The 25,958-nt window shown below is 71.5% G+C and carries 19 protein-coding genes; 11 read left to right on the forward strand and 8 right to left on the reverse strand.

All coding sequences use genetic code 11. The features are described 5' to 3' along the window. Positions 1-140 precede the first annotated feature (140 nt). The 5 genes from ABD343_RS06740 (at position 141) to ABD343_RS06760 (ending at position 9,604) form a co-directional block, all read left to right on the forward strand. Positions 141-905, forward strand: coding sequence for a bestrophin-like domain (locus ABD343_RS06740; RefSeq protein WP_344525076.1), 765 nt, complete (start codon positions 141-143; stop codon positions 903-905). A gap of 201 nt (positions 906-1,106) precedes the next feature. Next, on the forward strand, positions 1,107-3,473 hold the full coding sequence (locus ABD343_RS06745; RefSeq protein ID WP_344525077.1) for a glycosyl hydrolase family 95 catalytic domain-containing protein: 2,367 nt from the start codon (positions 1,107-1,109) through the stop codon (positions 3,471-3,473). Then, on the forward strand, positions 3,470-5,308 hold the full coding sequence (locus ABD343_RS06750; RefSeq protein ID WP_344525079.1) for a hypothetical protein: 1,839 nt from the start codon (positions 3,470-3,472) through the stop codon (positions 5,306-5,308). Before ABD343_RS06745 ends, ABD343_RS06750 begins: the two co-directional genes overlap by 4 nt. After that, on the forward strand, positions 5,305-7,653 hold the full coding sequence (locus tag ABD343_RS06755) for a glycosyl hydrolase family 95 catalytic domain-containing protein (RefSeq protein WP_344525081.1): 2,349 nt from the start codon (positions 5,305-5,307) through the stop codon (positions 7,651-7,653). The genes ABD343_RS06750 and ABD343_RS06755 overlap by 4 nt, the downstream gene beginning before the upstream one ends. Positions 7,654-7,753: 100 nt before the next feature. After that, on the forward strand, positions 7,754-9,604 hold the full coding sequence (locus tag ABD343_RS06760) for an alpha-L-fucosidase (protein WP_344525083.1): 1,851 nt from the start codon (positions 7,754-7,756) through the stop codon (positions 9,602-9,604). A gap of 108 nt (positions 9,605-9,712) precedes the next feature. Here ABD343_RS06760 and ABD343_RS06765 read toward each other — a convergent pair whose 3' ends face one another. Together ABD343_RS06765 and ABD343_RS06770 are read right to left on the reverse strand one after the other, a co-directional pair. After that, positions 9,713-10,801, reverse strand: coding sequence for a glycoside hydrolase family 5 protein (locus tag ABD343_RS06765; RefSeq protein ID WP_344525085.1), 1,089 nt, complete (start codon positions 10,799-10,801; stop codon positions 9,713-9,715). 108 nt (positions 10,802-10,909) lie between these two features. Continuing rightward, the gene (locus ABD343_RS06770) at positions 10,910-11,758 is read right to left on the reverse strand and encodes a heparin lyase I family protein (RefSeq protein WP_344525087.1); all 849 of its coding nucleotides are present in this window, start codon (positions 11,756-11,758) and stop codon (positions 10,910-10,912) included. A gap of 217 nt (positions 11,759-11,975) precedes the next feature. On the opposite strand from ABD343_RS06770, the gene ABD343_RS06775 reads away from it, so the two are divergent. Beyond that, a complete protein-coding gene (locus tag ABD343_RS06775; RefSeq protein ID WP_344525089.1) occupies positions 11,976-13,439 on the forward strand; it encodes an acyl-CoA synthetase in 1,464 nt (487 codons plus the stop codon). Positions 13,440-13,585: 146 nt separating this feature from the next. After that, on the forward strand, positions 13,586-14,803 hold the full coding sequence (locus ABD343_RS06780; protein ID WP_344525091.1) for a lactonase family protein: 1,218 nt from the start codon (positions 13,586-13,588) through the stop codon (positions 14,801-14,803). 45 nt (positions 14,804-14,848) lie between these two features. Here ABD343_RS06780 and ABD343_RS06785 read toward each other — a convergent pair whose 3' ends face one another. The 4 genes from ABD343_RS06785 to ABD343_RS06800 form a co-directional block, all read right to left on the reverse strand. Beyond that, complete coding sequence (locus ABD343_RS06785) at positions 14,849-15,937, reverse strand: MsnO8 family LLM class oxidoreductase (protein ID WP_344525093.1); 1,089 nt, start codon at positions 15,935-15,937, stop codon at positions 14,849-14,851. Positions 15,938-15,961: 24 nt separating this feature from the next. Beyond that, on the reverse strand, positions 15,962-16,657 hold the full coding sequence (locus ABD343_RS06790) for a response regulator (RefSeq protein WP_344525095.1): 696 nt from the start codon (positions 16,655-16,657) through the stop codon (positions 15,962-15,964). 14 nt (positions 16,658-16,671) lie between these two features. Beyond that, on the reverse strand, positions 16,672-17,916 hold the full coding sequence (locus tag ABD343_RS06795) for an FAD-dependent monooxygenase (RefSeq protein WP_344525097.1): 1,245 nt from the start codon (positions 17,914-17,916) through the stop codon (positions 16,672-16,674). A 129-nt stretch (positions 17,917-18,045) separates the two neighbouring features. Beyond that, a complete protein-coding gene (locus tag ABD343_RS06800) occupies positions 18,046-20,652 on the reverse strand; it encodes an excinuclease ABC subunit UvrA (protein WP_344525099.1) in 2,607 nt (868 codons plus the stop codon). A gap of 76 nt (positions 20,653-20,728) precedes the next feature. On the opposite strand from ABD343_RS06800, the gene ABD343_RS06805 reads away from it, so the two are divergent. The 4 genes from ABD343_RS06805 to ABD343_RS06820 are packed head-to-tail and all read left to right on the forward strand — an operon-like array spanning position 20,729 to position 22,993. Then, entirely contained in the window at positions 20,729-22,207 is a 1,479-nt protein-coding gene (locus tag ABD343_RS06805; RefSeq protein ID WP_344525101.1) for a lipase maturation factor family protein, read from the forward strand. A gap of 5 nt (positions 22,208-22,212) precedes the next feature. After that, positions 22,213-22,350, forward strand: coding sequence for a hypothetical protein (locus ABD343_RS06810; RefSeq protein ID WP_344525103.1), 138 nt, complete (start codon positions 22,213-22,215; stop codon positions 22,348-22,350). A gap of 24 nt (positions 22,351-22,374) precedes the next feature. Next, on the forward strand, positions 22,375-22,632 hold the full coding sequence (locus ABD343_RS06815; protein WP_344525105.1) for a hypothetical protein: 258 nt from the start codon (positions 22,375-22,377) through the stop codon (positions 22,630-22,632). Next, complete coding sequence (locus ABD343_RS06820) at positions 22,622-22,993, forward strand: YybH family protein (protein WP_344525107.1); 372 nt, start codon at positions 22,622-22,624, stop codon at positions 22,991-22,993. Before ABD343_RS06815 ends, ABD343_RS06820 begins: the two co-directional genes overlap by 11 nt. A gap of 6 nt (positions 22,994-22,999) precedes the next feature. Here ABD343_RS06820 and ABD343_RS06825 read toward each other — a convergent pair whose 3' ends face one another. Both ABD343_RS06825 and ABD343_RS06830 read right to left on the reverse strand, forming a co-directional pair. Beyond that, positions 23,000-24,169 carry a glycosyltransferase family 2 protein gene (locus tag ABD343_RS06825; RefSeq protein WP_344525109.1) on the reverse strand — a complete coding sequence of 390 codons (1,170 nt, stop codon included), beginning with the start codon at positions 24,167-24,169 and terminating at the stop codon, positions 23,000-23,002. A 304-nt stretch (positions 24,170-24,473) separates the two neighbouring features. Continuing rightward, complete coding sequence (locus ABD343_RS06830) at positions 24,474-25,826, reverse strand: NAD(P)/FAD-dependent oxidoreductase (RefSeq protein ID WP_344525111.1); 1,353 nt, start codon at positions 25,824-25,826, stop codon at positions 24,474-24,476. Positions 25,827-25,958: the final 132 nt, after the last annotated feature.

A 25,958-nucleotide genomic window follows, 5' to 3' on the forward strand; every position in this document is an offset into this window, starting at 1 on the left:
ACTCGGCAGTCGGCGACACCTTGGCGCCCAGGTTTTCACCCGTTCCGGCAGAGCATTGTCAGAGATCTCGCTCTTGGGCCGGAACTCCCAAGAATGTGCCCCAGATCTTCTCTTCCGCTGAATTCACCTGGGGTATCCCTATGTCCGAATGGCTCGTGCTGGCCCTCGGCATGCTCGCCGCCTGCGTGGTCGTCGTGGTGGTCGTCGTCCTGAGACAGCGCCGTGCGGGCGAGGACGACGATCCGTCCGAGACGCCGGACGTGATCGAGTACATGACGATGATGGTCGGGGTGGTCTACGCGATCGTCCTCGGTCTGGCCATCGCGGGGGTCTGGGAGGCCAGGAACGCGGCCGACGAGGCCGTCACCGATGAGGCCCAGGCGCTCCACGAGGTGAGTGAACGGGTGCAGGTGTACCCGGCTGAGGAACGGGAGCGGGTCCGGGACGACGTGACGGCGTACGTGCGCTACACGGTGCGGACCGAGTGGCCGCACATGAAGGAGACGGGGGAGCTCACGGACAAGGGCGCCAGGCTCCTCGGGGAGCTGCGCAAGGACGTGATGGCGTACGAGCCGCCCACCACGCAGCAGGCGCAGTCCTACCAGGCGGCGGTCGATCAGGTCGCGGAGGTGGACGCCGCGCGCAGCCAGCGCGCGTCCGGCGCCGAGCCGACGATGCCGGGGGTTGTGTGGTTCGGCCTGATCATCGGGGCCATGGTGGTGATCGGCATGCTGTTCGCGCTCCAGATCCAGCGCTCGGGGCGGGAGCTGGTGCTCGCCGGGCTGTTCAGCGCGCTGATCGCGTTCCTGCTGTTCCTCGTCTGGCACTTCGACTCGCCGTTCGCGCGCGGGCTCTCGGATGCGACCGGGGCGTTCACTTCCTTGTTCCCCAAGGCGGCAGGGTGATTCGAGGACCCGAACGAGCACCCTCTTAGATCCGAGGTATACGCACGTCCGACCCCCGGAAGTCTGACTTCCGGGGGTCGGCCTCGTATTGACGTCCGATGTTTGTGGTGCGCGAGGTCTTCCGCTCCGGCTGAGGCGGCTGCACTATGCGGGGTGGGTTCACGGACAGGAACCACCGGCGCGTACGTGACTGGAGGTCGCATGCCCAGCCATCCGCACAGAGCCCCGTCCCGAAGAACCGTGCTCGGCACGGCCGTTGCCACCGCGTCGGCGGCCGGCGTCACCGGCGCGGCAGGGGCCGCGGGACTCCTCCCCTCCCCCGCCCTCGCCGACGGCCGCCCGTCCGCGGCGGCCGCCCCCCGTCCCGGGCACGCGCTGTGGGAGCAGGTGCTGCGGGACGCCGATCCCGTCTGGCAGCGGATGCCCGCCGCCTGGTACGAGGGGCCGTTCCTCGGCAACGCGCGCCTGGGCGCCACGCTCTACGCCGAGCCGAAGGCCGAGAAGCGAGCCGTCCGCCTCACCGTTCAGCACAGCGAAGTGCAGGACCATCGGCCCGAGTTCGGCTCTCTCTTCGGACTCGCCCGGCTTCCCCTCGGCCATTTCACGCTGGAGCCGGAGGGGGAGATCACCGGGCTCGACTGGCGGCTCGGCCTGTACGACGCGGAGCTGACGGGAACGCTCACGACGACGCGCGGCAAGCTGACTCTGCGCGCCCTGGTGCACAACTCCCGCTCCGTACTCGTCGTGGACGTCCGTCCCAGCGCGGGCGAGCGGAACTTCTCCTGGGCGTTCCATCCCGCCGAGGCGGTCAGCCCTCGCGTCGCCTTCAAAGAGCCGCCGGAGGGTTACACCGCCAACCCCGCTCCGCGCACCGAGGATCACCCGGGGGGCATACACGCCACGGTGCAGCCCCTGCACGCGGGCGGGCAGCATGTGACCGCCTGGCGCGAGACGAAGCGCGGGGACAGCGCCCGTACGCTCTACGCGACCGTCGCGCACTCGCACCCTTCACGTACGGCCGTTGAGCGGTCGCTCAAAGCCCTGCGCTCCGCCTCCGCACGGCCCTATGCGGCACTTTCCGCCTCGCACCGCGACTGGTGGCACGGCTACTATCGCAAGAGCTTCCTGTCGTTCCCCGACGCCAAGCTCCAGCGCTTCTACTGGATCCAGCTCTACAAGGCCGCGTCGGCCGCACGCGCGGACGCGCCCGTCATGGCCACCTGCGGGCCATGGCTGGAGCCGACGCCCTGGCCCGCGACCTGGTGGAACCTCAACGTCCAGCTTGAGTACTGGCTCATCCAGGGCTCGAACCATCTCGAACTCGACGCCGTCACCCGCGCCCTGGGCGAGCACCGCGAGCAGCTCTCCGCCGCACTCCCCCCGCCGTACCGCAAGGACTCGGCAGGCATCCCCCGCACGACCGACACGCGGCTGCGGAACGGCGCGGACGCGCAGAACGGCGGCTACGGCGTCGGGATCCCCGGCCAGAAGGAGCCCACGCCCGAGGTGGGCAATCTGACCTGGGCGCTGCACAACGTCTGGCTGAGCTACCGGCACACCATGGACGAGCGGATCCTGCGCGACGTGCTCTTCCCCCTGCTGCGCAGGGCGGTCTCCTACTACCTGCACTTCCTGGAGGGCGGACCGGACGGCAAGCTGCACCTGCCGCTGACGTACTCGCCCGAGTACCCGGAGTCGGGCCCGGACTGCAACTACGACCTGATGCTGTTGCGCTGGGGCTGCCGGACGCTGCTCGACGCCGCCCGGACCCTGGACATCGACGACGAGCTGGCACCGCGCTGGCGCGAGGTGCTGGCGAAGCTGACGCCGTATCCGCGGGACAAGAACGGGTTCATGATCGCCGACGGGGTGCCGTTCGCCCAGTCCCACCGCCACTACTCGCATCTCCTGGCCGTCTATCCCCTGTACGAGGTCACCTGGGAGCAGCCCGAGCACCGCGAGGTCATCGAGACCTCCCTCGACCACTGGGTGGGCTTCGAAGGCGCGCTCCAGGGCTACACCTTCACCGGGGCGGCCTCGATGTCGGCCCAGATGGGACGGGGCGACAAGGCCCTCGAATATCTCGGCCAGCTCATGGAACGGTTCATCCAGCCGAACACCATGTACAAGGAGTCCGGCCCCGTCATCGAGACGCCCCTGTCGGCCGCACAGTCCCTGCACGACATGGTGTGCCAGAGCTGGGGCGACACCATCCGGGTCTTCCCCGCCGTTCCGGACGCATGGCGGGACGTGACCGTGCACGACTTCCGCACCCAGGGAGCGTTCCTGCTGAGCGCCACCCGGACGGACGGCCGTACGCGCTGGGTACGGCTGCGCAGCGAGGCGGGTGCCCCCTGCGTCGTGCGGCACTCCCTTCCCGGCCCGGTGGAGGTGCGGGACCGACACGGGCGCCCTCTGCCGCACCGGAATGAGGGCGAAGGCGCCGTCCGTATCGAGCTCAAGGCCGGAGGCGAGGCCGTGCTGACCGTACGGGGCGAACGGCCCGACATGACCGTACGGCCCGTCGAGCCGAACGACGAGGCGCCGAAATGGGGGCTGCCCGCATGACCGGCGACCGCACCGGCATACCGGCCGCCCCGCACGCCTCCCGACGGGCCGTCCTGGGAGCCGCCGCGGGAACGGGCACCCTGTTCGCCATGGGGGCCGCCTCCTCCACCAGCTCCGCGTACGCACGGGACACACAGGCGCGTGGAGAGCGGTCGGGACGGCGGCTGCCGTTCCTGCTCGACATGGTGCACGCGAACCCCGGTGAGCCCATGACGGACAGCCGCTACAACGACCCGCGTGTGCTGGCCTCCTACGACTACGACGGGCAGGTCATCAACGAGTTCCGCCCGCCCCATACGGCGCTCGCCTTCGAAACGGTCGACAAAAGGATCTTCCCGGCCGGTTCGGAGGGGCGCGCATGGGTCGAGGACAACGCACGGCGCGTCGACGCCCATATCACGAAGGCGCACGCGGCGGGAATCGCCTGCTACTTCTTCACGGACATCATCGTGCTGCCCAAACGGCTCGTGGAGCTGTACGGCGACGAGGTCCTGGACCCCAAGGGCGACATCACGCTGCACAAGCCCCGTACGCAGGAGATCCACCGGCTGATGCTGCGCGAGCTGTTCGCGCGCTTCCCCGGAATCGACGGCCTGGTCATCCGCACCGGTGAGACCTACCTCCAGAACGTCCCGTTCCACACGGGCAACAACCCCATCACCGAGGACAAGGCCAGTCACGAGCTGCTCATCGGGCTGCTGCGCGACGAGGTGTGCGTCAGGGCGGGCAAACAGCTCTTCTACCGCACCTGGAACACCGGTGGCGACGGCGGGCTGCGTGACAATCCGGCCTACTACCGCGAGGTGACGGGACGTATCGAGCCGCACCCGAAGCTGCTGTTCTCCATCAAGCACACCGCCTCCGACTTCTGGCGCACCATCCCGTTCAACCCGACGCTCGGTATCGGCAGCCACCGCCAGATCGTCGAGGTGCAGTGCCAGCGCGAGTACGAGGCGAAGGGCGCCTGCCCGGACTACGTCGCCGACGGCGTCATCAACGGCTTCGAGGAGTACGGCGACGCGGACGGCACGCCCCGGGGCCTCGCGGACCTCGCGGACAATCCCCTGTTCGCCGGAGTGTGGACCTGGTCGCGCGGCGGAGGCTGGCGGGGGCCGTACATCTCCAACGAGCTGTGGTGCGACCTGAACATGTGGGTGACCGCCCGCTGGGCCCGCGGCACGGGCCTCGGCGAGAAGGGCGCCTTCGCCGCGTACGCCCGCCGCGCGGGCCTGCGGGGCGAAGGTACGGCCCGCTTCCGCGAGCTGGCCCTGCTGTCCGCCGCAGGCACCCTGAGGGGGCACTACGGGGCCGCGCATCCCGTACGGGCGCTGACCTGGACGCGGGACCAGTTCCTCGGCGGCTCCGACAAGGACCTCGCCCGGGACTTCGCCGCGTTCGTCGACGACGGGGTGGTGGAGCCGGTGCTCGCCGAGAAGGCGAGGGCCGCCCGGATCTGGCGGCGGGTCGTGGAGCTGTCCGACGGGATCCGGCTGCGCGACCCTGACGACCGCGCCTACCTGCGCGTCTCCGCGCGCTACGGCCACTGCCTCTACTCGGTCATCGGCCACGGCTGGCAGGTCATGCTGCGCGGAGTCGCCGGTGACCGCTCCGGTTCGTACGAACGGGACACCATGTCCCGTCACGTCCGGGCCTACGACGCGGCCTGGCGCGCCTGGGCGCGGCTGGCCGAACGGCACGAGTCGTGCGCCACGCTCTACCAGCCATACAGCTTCGGCAAGAAGGACGCCGACGGCGTGTACGAGGCCGACCCGGACCACGGCATCGGCCCCTCCGTGGACCACTACCGGAAGCTGCTGGGGGTGCGGTCACGATGACGCGTCCCTTCACGCGCCGTACGGCGCTCGGAGCGGCGACGGCGACTGCGGTCACCGTGGGCGCCGGCGCCCTGTGGGAGGCGGGCTCCCGTACCGCCTGGGCGGGCCCGGCCGACGCGCCGTCCCGTGGGCCCCGGCGGGTGCACGAGGAGTACGTACGGGACGCGTCTCCGCGCTGGCGCCGGATGCCCCGGGGCTGGCAGGAGGCGCCGTTCCTGGGGAACGGTTCGCTCGGGTGCCAGGTGTACGCGGGCGAGCGGGCCGACACGCTGAAGGTGATGCTCAGCCACACGCGCGTCCAGGACCAGCGCGGCCAGTGGCGGGCCGGTATCGGCTATTCGCGGCTTCCCATCGGGTACTTCACGCTCACCCTGGCGGGCGAGGTGACGGGGCTCGACTGGACGCTCGACCTGTGGGACGCCGAACTGCGCGGCACCGTCACGACCACGCGCGGCAGCGTCGCGCTGCGGGCCCTGGTGCACAACGGCAGCGGCGCGCTCCTGGTGTCCACCGAGCCCAGCCGGGGCGAGGAGTCGGCCGCGTGGTCTTTCACCTGGCTGGAGGCAGGCACCACCCGGACCAGCGGCAAGCCCCCGGAGTACGTGCCCAACGACCCGCCCAGGACGGGCGACGCCGACGGCACCGGCTACTGCGAGCAGCCGCTGCTCGCGGGCGGCGGCTGGGCCACCGCCTGGCGCGAGTGCGGGGAGGGCACGCGAAGGCTGCTGGCCGCCCATCTCGTGTACCGCTGGCCCGGCGAGGTGGCGGAGGCCACGCGCGCGGCCGTTCGTGCCGTGGAGCGCACCCTGGCGGGTCCGCCCGACGCGCTGGTGAAGGACCACCGGGAGTGGTGGCACGCGTTCCACCTCAAGAGCTTCCTGTCGGTCCCGGACAAGCGGCTCCAGCGGTTCTATCTGATCCAGCTCTACAAGCTGGCGTCGGCCACCAGGGCCGAAGGGCCGACCATTTCGGAGTGGGGCGCGTGGTTCCCCGAGGTGGGCAACAACTGGCCCGCGCTGTGGTGGAACCTGAACGTGCAGATCGGCATGGCCCCGGTCCACGGCTCCGGCCACGCCGAACTGGACTCGGTCACGGAGGCGTTCCGCCGCTTCGAGAAGAACCTTCCGCTGTCCGTGCCGGAGGAGCACCGCGACGGGGCGAGCTATGCCCTCGGCCATCCCTCCGACTGGCAGTTGCGCGCGGGCGCCCATGACGTCGGCGTGCCCGGGAGCGACCGGATCACCGACAATTTCGGCAACCTTCTGTGGGCCATGCACCATGTGTGGCTGCGCTACCGGCACACCATGGAAAGCCGGGTGCTGCGGGACGTTCTGACGCCCGTACTGGCGAAGGCCGTGCATTTCTACGCCCTGTTCCTGCACGAGGGACGGGACGGCAAGCTGCATCTGCCCAGGACCCGGTCGCCCGAGTACGCGGACGCCGAGGACTGCACTTACGACCTGTCGCTCCTGCGCTGGGGCGCCACCACGCTGCTGGAATGCGCGCGCGTCCTCCGTCTTGAGGACCCGGAGGAGAAGCGCTGGCGCGACATCGCGCGCAGGCTGACCCCGTACGCGCACCACCCGGAGCAGGGCGTGATGGTCGGCAAGGACGTGCCCTTGGCCGGGTCCCACCGGCATCACTCCCATCTGCTCTGGCTGCATCCCCTGCGCGAGAGGGTGTGGGACCGCCCGTCCGACCGGGAGGTGATGCGGCGTTCCATGGCGCACTGGGTCAGCATGCGCGAGCGATGGCACGGCTACAGCTTCGCTGTCGGCTCCTCCATGTACTCCGTCATGGACGAACCGGAGAAGGCCCTCGACTTCCTGACGTTCTTCACCGACTTGAACGTGGTGGACGACTGCCAGATGACGGTCAACACCATGTACCGCGAGGGCAGGAATCTCGCCCTGGAGAGCCCGCTCGCGGGCGCGCAGTCGATGCTCGACATGGTGACGCAGAGCCACGGCGGGGTGGTGAAGGTCTTCCCGTCCGTCTCCCGCCGCTGGCCCGACGCGTCCGTCGCCTCGCTGCGCGCCCAGGGCGGCTTCCTCGTGGACGCGGACCGCGCGAACGGCCGTACGCGGTGGGTACGGGTCCGCAGCGAGGCCGGGGAGCCGCTCGTCCTGGAGCACGGTGTGCCCGGAGAGGTCGAGGTGCGCGACGCGTCGGGCCGGGCACTTCACTGGCGGCAGGCCGGCCGCGGCCGTATCGCCCTCGATCTGCCCCGCGGCGGCACCGTCGTCGTCACCCCGCGCGGCTCCCGTCCCGCCCACGGGCCGGACGCCGGGCCGCGGGACGTACCGGCCCTGGGCCCGTCCGCGCCCTGGGGCCTCCCCGGGTGACCACTGCCCGGACACCGCCCCGGGAGCCCCGCCCGGGGAGACCTCGAACGTTCCCTCGTCTTCCTTTCCTCCCTTCCTTTCCCGGACAAAGGAGTCTCCGATGCGTCATCCGGCACGACGTCCCGCTCGGACCCTGGGCGTGCTGCTGGGGGCCGGGCTGCTGGCCTCCGCCCTGCCGTCCGTCTCCGGCGCCGCCGAACCCGCCCAGCCGTCCCCGAAGGCCCCGAGGGTGACGGACGGGCCCGGCACGAACTACGCGGTGGACGATCCGTTCACCTCCGACCGCACCGAATGGTGGCGGCAGGACCGCTTCGGAATGTTCATCCATTTCGGCGCCTACTCCAACCTGGAGGGCGAGTACACGAGACAGGACGGAACGGTCTGCCAGGACGCCGAATGGATCATGCGGCAGTGCGACATCCCCAAGGACGCGTACGAGAAGCAGGCGGCCACGTTCGATCCGTCCGGGTTCGACGCAAAGAAGGTCGTGAAGGCCGCCAAGGACGCGGGACAGCGGTACATCGTCATCACGTCCAAGCACCACGACGGCTACGCGATGTGGCCCACGAAGGTCAACAAGTGGAATCTGCGTGACCACTCCTCGTTCGACAAGAGGCGCGACATCATGCGCGAGCTCAAGAAGGAGGCCGACAAGGCAGGCATCAAACTGGGCTTCTACTACTCCATCTGGGACTGGCACGACCCGGACTTCGCCGACCCGGCCACGTTCCCCAAGTACAAGAAGCGGATGTACGCACAGCTCAAGGAGCTGGTCGGCGAGTACGACCCCGCGCTCCTGTGGTTCGACGGCGAATGGGACGCGGAGAACCCGACCAACCGCTGGTCCCCCAAGGACGGCGCCGAGCTGGAGCGGTACGTCAAGGGGCTCAAGCCGAGCCTGCTGGTCAACAACCGGGTCGGCAAGCGGCGCGTGGCCGACGGCGACTTCGGCACTCCGGAGCAGGAGATCCCGGGGCAGCCCGTGGACGGCCAGCCCTGGGAGAGCTGTATGACGCTCAACGGGCACTGGGGCTTCGCCCGTTACGACCACGAGTGGAAGTCGGCGGCGGAGCTGACGCGCAATCTTCTGTCGACGGCCAGCAGAAGCGGCAACTATCTGCTGAACATCGGCCCGGACAAGAAGGGGCGCGTCCCGGACGAGTCGGTGCGGCGGCTGCGCGCGATGGGCGACTGGCTGCGCGCGAACGGCCAGGGCCGTGCGGTGTACGGCGCCGGGTACAGCGGGCTCGTCGAGAAGCCCTCCTGGGGCGAGGTCTCGCGCGAGGGCAGCAAGAAGCTGCACGCGGCCGTCACGGAGTGGCCCGGGAAGGGAAGGCCGCTCCATCTGAAGGCCAGGGTGCCGTTCGACATCACAGGAGCGCGCGTTCTGGGCAGCGGCCAGAAGGTCACGGTGAAGAAGTCGGGCGACGGCTTCGACATCACGCCCTCCGGAGACGCCGTCGCCGACACCGCCACGGTCATCGAACTGGCGGTGAAGTCGCCGGGCGGCGTACGCGGCAAGGGCGAGGGCCTGAAGGCGGAGATCTGGGACAACGACTCCTTCGAGGGCACGCCCAAGGTGACCCGTACCGACGGGGGCATCAACTACGCCTGGCGGTTCGACGGGTCTCCGGACGCGTCCGTACCGGCCGACAACTTCAGCACCCGCTGGTCCGGTTCGATCCAGCCGCGCTACACCGACACGTACACCTTCAGCACCGTCTCCGACGACACCGCGAAGGTCTGGATCGACGGCAAGCTCGTCATCGACGCGGGCGTGCCGCACGACCCCCGGGTCGACAAGGGCACGGTGAAGCTCAAGGCGGGCGAGAAGTACGACATCAAGGTCGAGCACCGGGAGCAGGGCGGCGAGGCCCATATGAAGCTCCTGTGGTCGAGCCCGCAGCAACAGCAAGAGGTCGTACCCGGCTCGCAGCTCTACAAGGACTGACCGGCGGAGAGACCGTTCGCTGAAGGAACGGCACCCGGCCCAGGGTGTGCGCCCCACGCGCGTACCCCCTGGGCCGGATTCCTGGCGACCGTACGGTCGTCCGTCCGCTCAGCTCTTGATGCGCTCCCGGATCCAGACACCGGCTTCCTTGAGGACCCCTGTGCCCTCCCACTGGTCGCCGTCGCAGGTGCCCGGCTTGAACACCGCGCCCGAACGGTCGTCGTCGGAGTAGTTCCAGTTGGTCCAGGAGATGCCCTTCTCCTCCATCAGGTCGATGTACTTCTGGGACATGCCGAAGTCGTTGCCGCCCTCGCCCGCCGCGTTCTGGGTGCCGAACTCGGTGACGAACATGGGGAGCTTGTCCGCCGCCCTGGAGAGCGTCTGGAGGTACTCGTCGTCGTGGTCGGCGGCGTAGAAGTGGAAGGTGTACATGATGTTCTCGGCGTCGACCGGGTTGTCGATGACCTCCTTCTCGTCACCGCCCTCGGAGACGCCCAGGGAGGACCAGGCGCGGGTGCCGACCAGGGCGACACCGTCCGGATCGTGCTCCCGGATCACCGGGATGACCTCTTCGGCGTAGGACTTGATGTCCGCCCAGGAGACGCCACTGGGCTCGTTGGCGATCTCGTAGAAGACGTTCGGCTGGTCCGCGTACTTCTTCGCCATGTCGGTGAAGAACTTCTTGGCCAGGTCGGTGTTCTCGTTCGGGTCGCCGGGGTCGAGCTGGTGCCAGTCGATGACGGCGTACATGCCGCGCGCGATGGCCTGGTCGACCACGCGCTGGGCGAGCTTGGTGAACTTCTCCGGGTCGGAGGCGTAGCCGCCCTCCTGGACGTACGTGGAGACCCGCAGGACGTCCGCGCCCCAGTCGTCGGCGAGCGCGTCCAGGGAGCCGTCCGTGAGGCACTGCGCGTACCACTGGGTGCCGTGCGAACTCATGCCCTTGAGCTGGACGGCCTTGCCGTTCTTGTTGCACAGCTTCTCGCCGCACACCTTGAGCTGCCCGTTCCGCGCGACGGCGGATCCGGCGGGTGCGGAGGAAGCGGCCTTGGTTTCCGTACGGGAGGGGCCGCTCTGCTGCCCCTCCCCCGCGTTGGCGCTGAACTGCGGGGTGAGGACGAGCAGAAGCGCGCTCGCGAGCGCCACGGCGAGGGCGACCCAGGGGAGCCGCCTTCGCGTGAGGGAGTGCTGGGCCATGGAGGTGTGCCTCCTGTCTCAGTCTTTCCGGGTGGGGGGATGTGGGGGGCGGATCTGGTGGGGGGAAAGCTAAAGTGGGGGCCAAAGCGGGGGGGCGCGAAAGCAGCGTCAGGGAGCGACGTCTTCGTAGCTCGTGCCCACCTTGGCGCTGTTGAGGTACGCGGTGGCCGGGCCCTTCACTCCGTCGGAGCGGTACACGCCCCACTTGTCGGTGACCCAGTCGGCACGCAGGGTGGCGCCCTTGAAGACGTCCTCGCCCTTGAGTTGCTGCTTCTCGCCGTTGGCCCAGAACTCGACCTTGCCCTTGGCGGGGTCGTCCGAGACGGTCAGGCCGACCACGAAGTCGTACCACTGTCCGGTCTTGAGGTCGGCGTGCCACAGCTCGGTGGTCTTGAGGTCCGGGTCGCAGTATTCGAGGTCGACGGCGCCGTTGCCCCGGGCGCGCAGGGAGAGCGGGGGCGTCGCGGCTCCGCTGCCGTAGTCCTTGAGCTGCCAGAGGGCGACCCAGTTCTTCTCGGCCGTGGGCAGCGGGTCCCACAGGGAGCGCCAGCCGATGTAGACCTTGTCGCCCTCCTGGAAGCGCAGCCGTTCGCCGTCCGGTGTCCTGTGGCCGCGGGTCTCGACCCGTACGCGCTCGTCGGGGTCGGTCTTCTCCCCCGAGGTGTGGAGCCGGTACGTCTTGCCGTGCCGGCCCGTGGGGTCGTCGACGACACCTATCTCGCCGGGCTTCTTCTCTACGCCCTCGAAGACCTTGGTGCCCTGCGCGGGATCGGCCTCCCAGCGGACCGCGTCGGCGCCGGGCCCTCCGTTAGCGCGCGTGGCGTCCGTTCCGGGTGTCGCGGTGGCGTTCCAGGCACCGAGGAGCGCGAGGGCCGTGGCCGCCGCGGCGGCGCCGACCAGGGCGGGCCTGCCGCGACGGCGGCGCGCGCGGTGGGTGCTGCTCCGGGCCATTCGCATGGCGGATCTCCGTATTTGTGGGGGACATGACACCTCACGAAGAGGTGGGGGTGGCGGGAAAGTTAGGGTTGTTTCCTATTGCCGTCAAGGGCAACAGGAAAGTTTCCTTACCTTTATCCTCGGCGTCACTCGCCCACCGCCGCGTCCCACCGGCCCGCCCGGAGGCCGCCAGGTGAGATGCTGGCCGCCCCAGACGCGATCACGAAGGAGACCCCGGGTGTCCCTGCTCTTCCCCGCCCTCCAGGAGGCGTCCTCGCAGACCGCTCTGCGCTTCGGGGACCGCGCGCTCAGCTATCACGAGCTCGCCCGCGCGGCGAGCGGGCTCGCGGCGCGCCTCGATCACTCCGCGCGCGTGGCCGTCTGGGCAACGCCCACCCTGGAGACGGCCGTTGGTGTGATCGCCGGGCTGGTCGCGGGCGTGCCCGTCGTCCCCGTGAACCCGAAGAGCGGCGAGCGCGAGCTGACGCACATCATCGGAGACAGCACGCCGGCGCAGGTGCTGGCCGGACCGGACGCCGATCTCCCCGAACCGCTGTCGGGGCTGCCCCGTACGGGCGTCGATCTCGACGAGCTGCTCTCGGACGAGGCGACGGCCTCCTGGGGGCTGCCGCCCGAGCCGAGCCCGGGCTCCGCCGCGCTCATCGTGTACACCTCCGGAACGACCGGCCCCCCGAAGGGCGTCGTGCTCTCCCGTCGCGCCATCGCGAGCAATCTGGACGCACTGGAGGACGCCTGGGAGTGGACGGCCGACGACGTGCTGGTGCACGGCCTGCCGCTGTTCCATGTGCACGGGCTCATCCTGGGCGTCCTCGGCCCGCTGCGCAGGGGCGGCACCCTGCGGCATCTGGGCCATTTCACACCCGAGGGAGTGACACGGGAGCTGGCCGGCGGCGGCACGATGCTGTTCGGCGTGCCGACGATGTACCACCGGCTGGCCGCCGCCTGCGAGACCGCCCCGGAGCTGGCCGAAGCGCTCAGGGGGGCGCGCCTTCTCGTCTCCGGTTCCGCCGCGCTGCCGCTGCCCGATCACGAGCGCCTCACCAGAGCGACGGGCCAGCGCGTCATCGAGCGGTACGGCATGACGGAGACCCTGATGAACACCAGCGTCCGCGCGGACGGCGAGCCCCGCCCCGGCACCGTCGGAGTGCCCCTGCGGGACGTGGACGTACGGCTGGTGGACGAGAGCGGTGAACGGGTCCCCGAGGGGGACTCCGAGAGCGTGGGCGAACTCCAGGTGCGCGGCCCGAACCTGTTCACCGAATACCTCAACCGTCCGGACGCGACGACGGAGGCCTTCGACGGCGGCTGGTTCCGTACGGGCGACATGGCGACCCGGGACCCCGACGGCTACATCCGCCTCGTCGGACGCAAGGCCACCGACCTCATCAAGAGCGGCGGCTACAAGATCGGCGCCGGGGAGATCGAGAACGTCCTGCTGAGCCACTCCGGCGTCGCCGAGGCCGCCGTCACCGGCGAGCCCGACGAGGACCTCGGGGAGCGCGTCGTCGCCTGGATCGTCCCCGCCGATCCGCAGAGCCCGCCGGACGGGGACGCGCTGTCGGCGCTCGTGGCCGAGCAGCTCGCGCCGCACAAGCGGCCGCGCGTGGTCCGGTTCCTGGACGCGCTGCCGCGCAACGACATGGGCAAGGTGCTGAAGCGGGAGCTGTCCGGCGGGCAATGAACCTCGGGGCTAGCCGAGCCGGACTGGTCGAAGTGCCCGCCACCGGGCGGTAATTGGTCTGGACCTGAAGGGGTTCCTTCGGCATGCTGTGGGGGCGATACGTGCCACGCGCCTCATCCCCCACCTCTCCCGAAAGGTGCGTCCCCATGGCATCGCGTTCACCCGGTTCCCTGTCCGGATCCGGCGCAGGCCCCGCACGCCGGTCGTTCCTCGGCGTGCTGGGCGCGGGCGCCCTCGGCACCGCCGCCGCCGTCGCTTCCGTGCCCTCCGCACGGGCGGCCTCCGCGCCCCCCTCCCACCGACGGCCGCACGGCAAGGGCGCCGCGCTGCGCACCGCGTACCTCGGCACCTATGGCAGCGGTATCGTCTCCTGCTCCTACGACACGGCGACCGGCGCCCTCACCCGTACCGGCGCCTTCCCCGGCATCACGGACCCCTCCTTCCTCGCGCTCGCGCCCTCGGGCGAAGTGCTCTACGCCCTCGACAACGGCGCGCCGGAAGGGCGCGTACGGGCCTTCACCATCGGCGACGGCGGTGCGCTCACCCCGCTCGGCGAGACCCGTTCCACGGGAGGCGCCAACGTCACGCATCTGTCGGTCCACCCCTCGGGCCGGCACCTCCTGAGCGCCAACTACGGGGCGGGCAGCGTCGCCGTACACGCCCTCGGCGCGGACGGAAGCGTGGGCGAACGTACGGCCCTCGCGCAGCACACGGGCTCGGGGCCGGACCCGGACCGCCAGGAAGGACCGCACGCCCACCAGATCCTCACCGACCCGGACGGCGCGTTCGTCTTCGCCGTGGACCTGGGCACGGACCGGGTCTACACCTACGGGCTCGACGCGGACAGCGGGGCGCTCCGGGCGGTCTCCGAAGTGGCGTCCGTACCGGGCGCAGGCCCCCGGCACATGGTCTTCCACCCGACCGCCCCGTACGCCTACGTGGCGAACGAGCTGGACAGCACCATCACCGCCTGCGCCCTCGACCCGGCGACCGGCAGGCTCACCCGCGGCACGAGCTGGCCGACGCTGCCGGACGGCGAGGACCCCGGGACGCGCAACTACCCGTCGGAGGTGACGATCTCCGCCGACGGGCGCTTCGTCTACCTCTCCAACCGGGGCCACGAGAGCGTCGCCTGGTTCGCCGTCGAGGACGGCGGGGCCGCTCTGCGCCTGGTGGACACGGTGCCGAGCGGAGGCTCCTGGCCACGCCACATCAGCCTGTCGCCGTCGGGCTCGCTGCTGTTCGCCGGGAACCAGTACGGGAACACCGTCGGAGCCTTCACGGTGGACAAGGAGACCGGGGCGCTCACGCCCTCCGGGTCACCTGTCTCGACACCGTCCCTGGGCTGCGTTCTGCCGACCTGACGGAGCGCGAGTGGCCCGGGACCCCTTCCCGCCTCTCCGCGCCCGTCAGCGCGGCGCTGAGACGGCGGGAGGGTCGAAGGCCCGCGGAGCGGAGGAGTCCTCCGGGGCGGTGTCGCCGCCGGGAACGAGGCCGGTCGCGTGGGCCAGTCGCCGGTAGGAGTCCAGCCGGTCGGCCGGGTCGTGGGTGTTGAGGGTCAGCAACAGCTCGCCGGCGCCCGTACGGGCCGTCAGCGCGGCGAGCGCCGCCGCCATCTCGTCCTCGGTGCCGTGCAGTTGCGAGGCGCGAGCGGCGTCATAGGCGGCACGCTCGCGCGCGGTCATCGTCCGGGCGAGCACGTCCTCGGGCGCCGCCAGTGGCGTGAAGGCGCCCTGGGTGCGCGAGACGGCCGTGGACCATGCCTCGGGAACCTGGAGCCGCGCGGCCTCCTCCGCGCTGCCCGCCACGGCGACGTTGACCGCGACCATCACGTACGGGGCGGGCGCCTGGCCGCCGGGGCGGAACGTCGCGCGGTAGGTCTCGATGGCGTCCAGCATCCGCTGCTCGTCCCGTGCCGCTCCGATGACCAGCGGAAGGCCGTGCTCGGCGGCGATCTCCGCGCCGGAGCCGACCGCGAGGAGGAACGCGGGCACGCGCAGCCCGTCGGCCGGACGGGCATGCACGGGACCCGTGCCGTCGAAATAGGCGAGCAGCTCGGTGATCTGCTCGCTGAAGCCGTCGGCCGCGTCCTTGCCGACGCGCAGAGCCTTGCGTATGCCGTCCGTGAAGCCGACCGAACGGCCCAGGCCCATGTCGATCCGGCCGGGGAAGAGCGACTCCAGCACGCCGAACTGCTCGGCCACCACCAGGGGCTGATGGTTGGGCAGCATCACGCCGCCCGTGCCCACGCGGATGCGGCTCGTGGCCGAGGCGACCGCGGAGGCGAGAACGGTCGGTGCCGAACCGGCGATGCCGGGGACCCCGTGGTGCTCGGACACCCAGAAGCGGTGATAGCCGAGCGCCTCGGCCTGCCGCGCGAAGCTCACCGTGTCGCGCAGCGCGGCACCGGGATGCTCGCCCTCGCGCGCGAGGGAGCGGTCGAGGATGGACAGGCGCGCCGGGACGGCCGCCTCGGGTCCGGTCGATGCAGAAGTCACACCACTGTCAACACCGTGGGGCGCTCAGGATTCCCCGGCCGGCCCTCCGTGGTGCTCCCCCGCGTCCTCCAGCAGGCCCGCGTCATGGGCGAGCAGCGCGATCTGCACGCGGTTGTTCAGGTCCAGTTTGGTCAGCACCCTGGAGACGTGCGTCTTGACCGTGGGGATGCTCATGTAGAGGGAACGGGCGATCTCCGCGTTCGACATGCCCTTGCCGACCGCGACGGCCACCTCGCGCTCCCGCTCGCCCAGCCCGTCGAGCGCCTCGCGGGCGCGGGACCTGCGGCTGTCCTCACCAGCGGGCCGTACGTGATGGATGAGCTGGCGGGTCACGGCGGGCGAGAGGACGGGCTCGCCCGAGGCCACCTTCCGTACGGCCGCCAGGATCTCGGCGGGCGGGGTGTCCTTGAGGAGGAATCCCGCCGCTCCCGCGCGCAGCGCGCGCAGCACCTGGGCGTCCGCGTGGAAGGTGGTCAGCACGACGACCTCGGGTGCGTCGGGACGGGCCCGCAGCGCCTCCGTGGCGGTCAGGCCGTCCATGGCGGGCATCCGGATGTCCATGAGCACGACGTGCGGCCTGTGCTCGTCCACGAGCGGGAGAACGCGGTCGCCGTCGGCGGCCTCGCCGACGACGGCGACGTCCTCCAGCCCGTCCAGCATCAGCCGCAGCCCCGCACGGACCAGCGCGTCGTCATCGACAAGGAGCACCCGGATGGTCATGGGGTCCACCGTAGTCACCCGGTCCGGCGGTCGGGCTCCGCGGCCCGTACGGTCTCGTTCCAGTCGATGCGGTAATGGGTGAGCCATTCGACGCCCTCGGGGGTACGACGGGCCGGTTCGGCGTGCTCCTGGTCGGTGGAACCGTTCCGGACGGTCCGCTGGTTCATCCGTGCGCTCTGCTCGACGACGGTCTCCACCCGTTCCCGGCGCAGCCGTTCGTACGCGGCGAACGCGTCACCGGCGTCCGGAAGGTCACGCAGACAGCGGGCCAGGACGACGCCGTCCTCGATGGCCATGGACGCGCCCTGGGCGGCGTTCGGTGCGGCCGTGTGCGCGGCGTCGCCCAGGACGACCAGGGGGCCGCGCGACCAGTGGGGCGTGCGCGCGATGTCGTAGGCGTTGGTCGCGACGATCTCGCCGCCGGTGGCACGGACGATCGCGGCGGCCGGGGAGGCGTCGTCGGCGAAGAGCCCGGCGACGTGCTCCCGCCAGCGCTCCGCCCGGTCCGGCGTCGCGGTCGACAACCGCTCGCGGGGCAGCTCCTCGCCGGGGGTGTTGGCGAACCACCAGACCGTCCCGTCGGGTGCGAGGGTGCAGCCCAGGAAGGCGCGGGAGCCACGGATCATCCGGTATGTGCCCCGCGCGGGGGCCAGCTCGGAGGGCACGTCCCTGGCGTAGCCACAGACGGTGGTCTGTCCCGTGTGCCGGGGTTCGGGGGCGTCGGGGTCGATCAGGCGGCGCGTGAGCGAGTGCAGCCCGTCGGCCCCGATCAGTACGTCCCCGCGCGCGGTGGTGCCGTCCGCGAAACGGGCCGTCACCGTGCCGTCCCGCGCGGTCTCCGCCGCCACGAACCGTTTGCCGTACTCGACGGCGACGCCCCGGCGCACGGCTTCGTCGCGCAGCGCGCGCCACAGGGCCGCGCGCTTGAGCGTGCGCGTGCCCAGGGGCTCCCCGCCCTCCCCGCCCTCCCCGCCGTCCGCCGGAGCGCCCGTGGACGCGGGACGCGCCCCCATCCGCTCGCCCGAGGCCGACAGCATCTCGATGCGGGACGCGGGGAACGACGCGTCGAGCACGGGCCCATGGGCGTCGATGGTGCGCAGCGCCTCCAGTCCGTTGGGGAACAGCACGAGGAATGCGCCGACGTCCTCGGCCTCGGCGGGATACGCCTCGTACACGGTGGAGCCGATCCCCGCCTTGTGCAGCGCCATCGCCGTGACGGCCCCGGCGATGCCGCCTCCGATGATCAGAGCGTGGGTCATACGCGTCCTCCCCTGGCCATGCGGCCGCCCCCGGCCCCGGCTGCCGTCCCCGTCGTCCTGTTGTCCCCGTCGTCCCTGTCGTCCTGTCCGCACGGACCGGGGATCAGTCTTCTCCGCACGGACCGGGGATCAGTCTTCCAGGGCCGCGCGCAGGTACGGGGCCGTGGCGCCGGTCGCCGCGTACGCCACGTCGGCGGGGGTGCCCGAGGCGACGATCCGCCCGCCGCGCTCGCCTCCGCCGGGGCCGAGGTCGACGACCCAGTCGGCGCCCGCCACCACGGCCATGTCGTGCTCGACCACGACGACGCTGTGCCCGGCGTCGACCAGTCCGTGCAGCTCACGCATCAGGACGTCGGTGTCGGCGGGGTGCAGCCCTGTGGTGGGTTCGTCGAGGAGGTAGAGGGTGTGCCCGCGCCGGACGCGCTGCAGCTCGCTGGCGAGCTTGATGCGCTGGGCCTCGCCGCCGGACAGCTCGGTCGCCGGCTGGCCCAGCCTCAGATAGCCGAGTCCGACGCGCCGAAGGGCGCCCAGGCCGCGCGCGGCGGCGGGCACGTCGGCCAGGAACTCGGCGGCACCGTCGACGGTCATCTCCAGGACGTCCGCGATGGTGGCGCCCCGGTAGGTGATCTCCAGCGTCTCCGGGTTGTAGCGGGCTCCGTGGCAGTCGGTGCAAGGTGCGTAGGTGCCGGGCAGGAAGAGCAGCTCGACGGCGATGTATCCCTCTCCCTGGCACGTGGGGCAGCGACCGCTGGTGACGTTGAAGGAGAACCGCCCGGCGTTGTAGCCCCGGGCCCTGGCCTCGTCGGTGGCCGCGAACACCTTCCGCACGGCGTCGAACAGTCCCGTGTACGTCGCCAGATTGGACCGTGGCGTCCGCCCGATCGGCTTCTGGTCGACACGCACGAGGCGGTCGATCGCCTCCAGCCCCTTGGCGACGGCGACGCCCGCCTCGGGGTCGGTCCGCTCCGTCCGCTGCGCGTCGTCTTCCTCGGTCCCGTCCTCGCTCCCGACCGCGTCACCGGCCCCGCCCCCGGGCTGCTCGACCGCTCCGCCGGTACGGTCCGCGACGATCTCGGCGAGCACCTTGCTGACCAGCGTCGACTTACCGGATCCCGAGACCCCGGTGACGGCCGTGAAGACGCCGAGGGGAACGTCCACGTCCAGGCCTCGCAAGTTGTGCCGCGTCACGCCGGACAGGGAGAGCCAGCGCGCGGGCTCCCGGACGCCGCGCGCCGCCGCCCGCGTCGCCGAGCCATCCCCGGCCCCGCCCTCGTCGTCGCCGGCCCCGTCGTTCTCGGCCCCGTCGAACAGGTAGCGCCGCGTCGCGGAGGCCTCCGTTCCCGCCAGCCCCGGCACCGGGCCGCTGTAGAGGACCTCTCCCCCGTGCTCCCCGGCGCCGGGGCCGACGTCCACGATCCAGTCGGCCCGCCGGACCAGCGCCATGTCGTGCTCGACGACGAAGAGCGAGTTCCCGGCCGCCTTCAGCCGGTCGAGCACGGTCAGGAGCGCCTCGGTGTCCGCCGGGTGCAGCCCGGCGGAGGGCTCGTCCAGCACGTACACGACGCCGAAGAGCCCCGACCTGAGCTGGGTCGCCAGGCGCAGCCGCTGCAGCTCGCCCGCCGAGAGCGTGGGCGTGGGCCGGTCGGCGCTCAGATAGCCGAGTCCCAGCTCGGTGAGCACCTCGATACGGGAGACGAGGTCGCGGGCGAGCGTCGCGGCCACGTTCTCCTCGACGCTGCGCTCCCCGGCCGCGCCCGCGGACCCCGCGGAAGCGTCGGCGGCATCGGCGGCGTCCCCCGCCTCCGCGCTGGGCCGCAGTAGCTCGGCCAGCCGTTCGAGGGGCAGGGCCGCCAGCGCGGCGATGTCCTGCCCCTCGAACGTCACCGCCAGCGCCTCGGGGCGCAGCCTCCGCCCGCCGCACACCGGGCAGTCGGCACTCACCAGGTACCGCTGCACCCGCTGCCGCATGGTCGCGCTCTTGGTGTCCGCGAACGTGTGCAGGACGTAGCGCTTCGCGCTCTGGTACGTGCCCTGGTACGGCCGCTGGATGCGCCCGGCCTCCCGTACGGGGTGCACGGTGACCACGGGCTGCTCGTCCGTGAAGAGCAGCCAGTCCCTGGCGTCCTGGGGCAGCTCGCGCCACGGCCTGTCGATGTCGTAGCCGAGCGTGGCGGTGATGTCCCGGAGGTTCTTGCCCAGCCACGCGCCCGGCCAGGCCGCGATGGCGCCCTCCCTGATCGTGAGCGACGGGTCGGGGACGAGCGACTCCTCGGTCACCCGGTGCACGGTGCCCAGCCCGTGGCACTCGCGGCAGGCCCCGGCGGCCGTGTTCGGCGAGAACGCGTCCGAGTCGAGCCTCTCCGCTCCCTCCGGATAGCTCCCGGCGCGGGAGAAGAGCATCCGCAGGGAATTGGACAGCGTGGTGACCGTCCCCACCGAGGAACGTCCCGTGGGCGCCGAGCGGCGCTGCTCCAGGGCCACGGCGGGCGGCAGCCCGGTGACCTCCTCCACCCTCGGCGCGCCCACCTGGTGGATCAGGCGTCGCGCGTAGGGGGCCACCGACTCGAAGTAACGGCGCTGTGCCTCCGCGTACAGCGTCCCGAAGGCGAGCGAGGACTTCCCGGAACCCGAGACCCCCGTGAAGACGACGAGCGCGTCCCGTGGAATGTCCACATCGGCGCCCCGCAGATTGTGCTCGCGGGCGCCCCGCACCCGTACGTAACCCTCATCGCTCATCCGTCCATGATCGGCCACCCCCGGGCGGACCGCGCTGCGCCCCCCGGGGCGTGAGGGGCGCCCGAGGGTGGTACCCATGGCCGCGATGGACTGGTTCACGCCGTGGTTCTCGGCTCCCGGGCACGGGCTCAGCAGGCTGGTGCTCCAGCGCGCGCTGGCCTGCCTGTACCTGGTCGGCTTCGTGTCCGCGGCGCTCCAGTTCCGCGCGCTGCTGGGTGAGCGCGGGCTGCTTCCGGCCCGGGCCTTCGTCCGGCGCGTGCCGTTCAGGGCGGCGCCGAGCCTCTTCCAGTGGCGCTGCACGGACCGGCTCTTCGCGGGCTGCGCCTGGGCGGGTGCCGCACTGTCGGCAGCCGTCGCCGCCGGGGCGGCGGACGCGGTGCCGCTGGGTGTCTCGATGGCGATGTGGGCACTGCTGTGGCTCCTCTATCTGTCGATCGTGAACGTCGGCCAGGCGTGGTACTCCTTCGGCTGGGAGTCACTGCTCCTGGAGACGGGCTTCCTGGCCGTCTTCCTGGGCAACGGCGACATCGCGCCGCCCGTCCTGGTGCTGTTCCTGCTGCGCTGGCTGCTCTTCCGCGTGGAGTTCGGCGCGGGCCTGATCAAGTGGCGCGGGGACACCTGCTGGCGCGACCTGACGTGCCTCTACTACCACCACGAGACCCAGCCGATGCCCGGCCCGCTGAGCTGGTACTTCCATCACCTCCCGAAGCCCCTGCACCGTGTCGAGGTCGCGGCCAACCACGTGGCGCAACTCGTCGTTCCCTTCGGCCTGTTCCTCCCTCAGCCCTTCGCCACCGTCGCCGCGGGCCTCGTGATCGTCACCCAGCTCTGGCTGGTGCTGTCGGGCAACTTCTCCTGGCTGAACTGGCTCACGATCGTCATCGCCCTCTCGGCCGTGGACCCTTCGCCGCTGACCGGCACCCCCTCGTACGGCGGCACTCCGCTCTGGTTCGCCGTCCTGGTGTGCTGCGTGACGGCCCTGGTCGTCGTGCTCAGTTACTGGCCCGCGCGCAATCTGCTCAGCCGCCGCCAGCAGATGAACCGCTCTTTCAACCCCCTGCACCTGGTCAACACCTACGGCGCCTTCGGCAGCATCACGCGCGTCCGCCGCGAGATCGTCCTGGAGGGGACCGACGAGGAGCGCGTGACGCCCGACACCGTGTGGCGCGCGTACGAGTTCCGCGGCAAGCCCGGCGACGTGCGGCGGCTGCCGCGCCAGTTCGCCCCGTACCACCTCCGTCTCGACTGGCTGATGTGGTTCGCCGCGCTCTCCCCCGCGTACACGCGCGGCTGGTTCGAGCCCTTCGTCACGCGGCTCCTGGAGAACGACCCGCCGACCGTCCGGCTGCTGCGCACCAACCCCTTCCCCGAGGCGCCGCCCAGGCACGTACGCGCCCTGCTCTACCGCTACCGCTTCACCACCCCCGCCGAGCGCCGGGAGACCGGCGACTGGTGGCACCGCACGCTGATCCGCGAATTCCTCCCTCCCGTGCACGCGGCGGCTCCCGCGCCGCCCTCTTCCCGTGACACGCCCGGCGACGGCCAGGCACCATGAGCGGCATGAACACCTCTCCCTCCGGTCCTTCCTCGGCCTCCGGTTCCTCCTCGGCTTCCGGTCCTTCCTCGGCCTGGGTCACCGTCGTGGCCTACGAGAACCTGCCGGGCTCCCCGCGTCCCGCTGCCGCCGTCCACGCTTGACTGCGCGAGCGCGGCATCGACTGGATGCCCTTCGCCGGGGACGAGGTCCGCTACGACCTCGCCTGCGGCATCGGCGCCGACGGCCACTGGCACGGCTGGTGCGACATCCGGATCCACCCGGAGGCACTGCGGCGGCTCGGACTCCACCCCGACCAGCCCACCTCGGCGCCCTCCGCCCCTCCGCCCCCGGGCTCGGCGGCGGCGTCAGTCCTCCGTGCCAGGATGACCGCGCCGGGAACCCGTCCCGGCCCGAGGGGAGATGAGGACGACCATGGGTGCTGACGGCGAACGGCAGCACGAGCGGGCCATGGCCCCTGAGGACTTGAGCCGCTTCGTGCTGGACCGGCTCAACGCGGGGGACGTCGACGGGCTGGTCGCGCTGTACGAGCCTGATGCCGTGCTGGCGCTGCCCGACGGCCGGGTCGCCACCGGCAGCGCGGAGATCCGGCGGGCGTACGAGCAGATCGTGGCCGCCCGTCCCGCCTTCTCCCCCGGTGAACAGCAGCCCACCCTGCGCACCGACGAACTCGCGCTGACCTCCACCCGCCTGGCCGGCGGCGCCACCACCGTCGAGGTGGCCCGCCGTCAGCCGGACGGCACCTGGCTCTGGGTCCTCGACCACCCGAGCTTCTCGGTGGGCTAGACCGAGCTAGGCCGTGCTGGGCGTGCCCGCCACGGCCGCCGCCGTCGGCGCCCTCCCCTTCTCGTAGACGGTCAGTCCCCGCGACAGCCTCAGCGGGACGAGGACCAGCTCGACCAGCACGGCCTTCCACGCGTACCAGAGGTTGACGATCTTGGTGGGGTAGACGCAGGGCACGTTCCACAGCACCTTCCTCAGGGGCAGCCCTCGTCTGCGTGCCGCGTAGACCAGCGGGGGCAGGGTGAAGAGGGTCTCGGCGCCGAGCCACCACCCCACGGTGGGCAGCACCGGCCGGTCCAGGCCGAGCGTGAGGACCAGCGGGGCACCCCACCACAGCGGCGCGGTCAGGATCTCCAGCATCGCGACCACCACCCACAGGGCCAGCATCGGCTTCCGCCGGACCAGGGCGCCCGTGTGGATGCGGACGTTCTGGCAGAACCCGGCCATCCACCGCCACACCTGCTTGCGGAGATAGAGCAGGCTCTCCGGATCGGCCGCCCAGGCCACGGCCTCGCCGACATAGCGCGCCCGCAGCCCTTCGACCTGGCACGTCCAACTGAAGTCCATGTCCTCCACGATGGTCCTGGTCGGAAAGCCCTCCCCGCCCAGCGCCGACCGCCGGAACATCGAGCAGCATCCCGAGCAGACCATCGGGCTGTTCGCACGCGCCTGGATGGGGCGGTGCCAGTGGAAACCGAACAAATACTCCACCGACCGGCCCCGCTCCCAGACGGTCCGCGTGAACCTCGTCTGCACGTTCCCCGCCGCGACCACCACCTCCGGGTCGGCGAAGGCGGGAACGAGCCGCTCGATGTAGTCCGGCGCGAGGACGGTGTCCGCATCGACGGCCAGGACGAGATCGGTCGTGCAGTGCGGCAGCGCGTGGTTCTGGGCCTTCGCCTTGCTGCCCAGATTGGCGGGAGGGCGCATCACCTCCGCCCCGTGCCGCCGGGCCACCTCGCCCGTACGGTCGCCGGAGGCGTCGTCCACCACGATCACGCGGTCCGGCGGGAGCGTCTGGGCCCGCAGCGACTCCAGGGTGGCGGGCAGGCCCTCTTCCTCGTTGTGAGCGGGAATGATCACCGTCACTCCGCTCGCCGCGCTCCGCTCCGTCACCCCGCTCGCGGCGCGCAGCTCACCCGCTCCGTTCCCGGCGCTCAGCTCACCGTCGGCACGCATGCCCCACCACTCCCCCGTCGGCCCCGGCGCCTGTCGCGCCAGGTGCCCACTCCGTCCCTGACCAGCACCACCACGCCCACCGCTCCGTACACGAGCAGGCTGAACCCGATGACGGGCAGTCCCCCATGCATCCCGGTCCCCCTTCACCTTCCGTCCGGCCCCCGGCGCTCTCCGCCGCGGCGCTTCAGAAGGTAGCCGGGGCCCTCACTCCCCGTTCCGACCGCTCACGTTCTGTGGATGAAGCGGCGACTGTGGAAAAGTCCGTCACCCGCGCGAGCGACTCGCGCCTCCTGGGACACGTGACTCACGCACCCTCCGGCAGCCGGGCGACCTCCGGCGACGACGACTCCAGCGGCACCGACCACGACCGTACGAGCCCGAGTTGCACGGCCTGCCTGGGCAGCACCGCGTCCAGCATCCAGTCCGCGAGGACCCGGACGCGGTTCCCCGGCATCGCGGCCAGGTGGTAGCCGCGCGTGACCGCGTTGGCGAACGGCCCGGAGAGCGGCACGTGCAGCGGGTTCGCCGCACCCTGAAGGCCGCCGAGGTCGACCGTGAACCCCAGGTCATGGTGCTTGTACGGGCGCGCCGCGCCGTATCCGTAGGACGCCGCCAGGTTGTGTGCGGCGACCTTCCCCTGCCGCACCGCGTGCTGCGCCGTCATCGGGGTGAACTCGCCCTCCCGCGTCAGGTCGGGCACCGCCGCCGCGTCCCCGCACGCGAGCACGTCCGGCTGCCCGGGCACCCGCAGGTACTCGTCCACCACGAGCCGCCCGCGCTCCGTCGGCAGCCCCATCTGCTCGACGAGCGGATCCGGCCGTACGCCGACGCACCAGATCAGCGAGTGCGTACGGACGAACTCCCCGTCGTCCAGCAGCACCCCGTCCGCCGTCGCCTCCTTCACGGACGTTTCCGTACGGACGTCCACGCCGCGTCGCGCGAGCACCCGGTGGGCCGTCTTCGAGAGCCGCTGGTCCAGCTCGGGCAGCACGCGGGGCGCGATGTCGAGCAGCATCCACTTCGGGCGCCGGTCCCCCCGCAGCCCTCCGTCCTTCGCGCCGTCGCCGAGGGTGCCGCCCGGCCTGCTGTGCTGCTTGGCCAGCGCGTCCGTGAAGAGGGCGCCGTGCGCCGCGACCTCCGTGCCCGTGTAGCCCGCTCCGACCACGACGAACGTGCACCGTGCCGCGCTCTCGGCGGGGTCGTCCGTGGTGGCGGCCATCGCGATCTGCCGGGTGACGTGATCACGCAGATACAGCGCCTCCGGCATGCCCCGGAAGCCGTGTGCGTGCTCGGCGACGCCGGGGATGGGCAGCAGCTTGTTCACGCTCCCGACGGTGAGCAGCAGCCTGTCGTACCGCAGCTCCCCGTCGCGCCCCTCCGGGTCCCGGTAGCGGAGCTGCCGCCTCTCCAGGTCGACCTCGCTCACCTCCCCGAGCACCAGCCGTACGCGCGGCAGCGTCCCCGCGAGGGAGACGGACACCCGCCGGGGCTCCAGGACGCCCGCGGCGACCTCGGGGAGCAGGGGCAGATACAGGAAGTAGTCGTGGGGGTTCACCAGCACGATCTCCGCCGCCCCGCGGAAGCGGCGCGACAGCGTACGGGCCGCCTGGTACCCGGCGAACCCTGCTCCGACGATCACGATGCGGGACCGGCTCACGGTCGACTCCCCCTCTCGGAAGCCCGGGGGCGCGTCAGGAGCCCCGGGAGTCACCCCATACAGGACAGGACCACCCGAAGTTTCCCGATCCCGGTACGCCAAACCCCGCCCGCGTCCGTGATCACCCCGCGA

It is taken from the genome of Streptomyces albiaxialis, from assembly GCF_039530985.1.
GTDB classification, from domain to species: domain Bacteria; phylum Actinomycetota; class Actinomycetes; order Streptomycetales; family Streptomycetaceae; genus Streptomyces; species Streptomyces albiaxialis.

Bases quoted from the DNA above. Each gene is read 5' to 3' on its own strand.
- ABD343_RS06750 (WP_344525079.1), top strand. From the start codon at position 3,470: ATGACCGGCGACCGCACCGGCATACCGGCCGCCCCGCACGCCTCCCGA.
- ABD343_RS06740 (WP_344525076.1), top strand. From the start codon at position 141: ATGTCCGAATGGCTCGTGCTGGCCCTCGGCATGCTCGCCGCCTGCGTG.
- ABD343_RS06805 (WP_344525101.1), top strand. From the start codon at position 20,729: ATGGCCGCGATGGACTGGTTCACGCCGTGGTTCTCGGCTCCCGGGCAC.
- ABD343_RS06755 (WP_344525081.1), top strand. From the start codon at position 5,305: ATGACGCGTCCCTTCACGCGCCGTACGGCGCTCGGAGCGGCGACGGCG.
- ABD343_RS06770 (WP_344525087.1), bottom strand. From the start codon at position 11,758: ATGCGAATGGCCCGGAGCAGCACCCACCGCGCGCGCCGCCGTCGCGGC.
- ABD343_RS06815 (WP_344525105.1), top strand. From the start codon at position 22,375: ATGCCCTTCGCCGGGGACGAGGTCCGCTACGACCTCGCCTGCGGCATC.
- ABD343_RS06820 (WP_344525107.1), top strand. From the start codon at position 22,622: ATGGGTGCTGACGGCGAACGGCAGCACGAGCGGGCCATGGCCCCTGAG.
- ABD343_RS06810 (WP_344525103.1), top strand. From the start codon at position 22,213: ATGAACACCTCTCCCTCCGGTCCTTCCTCGGCCTCCGGTTCCTCCTCG.
- ABD343_RS06795 (WP_344525097.1), bottom strand. From the start codon at position 17,916: ATGACCCACGCTCTGATCATCGGAGGCGGCATCGCCGGGGCCGTCACG.
- ABD343_RS06745 (WP_344525077.1), top strand. From the start codon at position 1,107: ATGCCCAGCCATCCGCACAGAGCCCCGTCCCGAAGAACCGTGCTCGGC.
- ABD343_RS06765 (WP_344525085.1), bottom strand. From the start codon at position 10,801: ATGGCCCAGCACTCCCTCACGCGAAGGCGGCTCCCCTGGGTCGCCCTC.
- ABD343_RS06760 (WP_344525083.1), top strand. From the start codon at position 7,754: ATGCGTCATCCGGCACGACGTCCCGCTCGGACCCTGGGCGTGCTGCTG.
- ABD343_RS06790 (WP_344525095.1), bottom strand. From the start codon at position 16,657: ATGACCATCCGGGTGCTCCTTGTCGATGACGACGCGCTGGTCCGTGCG.
- ABD343_RS06825 (WP_344525109.1), bottom strand. From the start codon at position 24,169: ATGCGTGCCGACGGTGAGCTGAGCGCCGGGAACGGAGCGGGTGAGCTG.
- ABD343_RS06780 (WP_344525091.1), top strand. From the start codon at position 13,586: ATGGCATCGCGTTCACCCGGTTCCCTGTCCGGATCCGGCGCAGGCCCC.
- ABD343_RS06800 (WP_344525099.1), bottom strand. From the start codon at position 20,652: ATGAGCGATGAGGGTTACGTACGGGTGCGGGGCGCCCGCGAGCACAAT.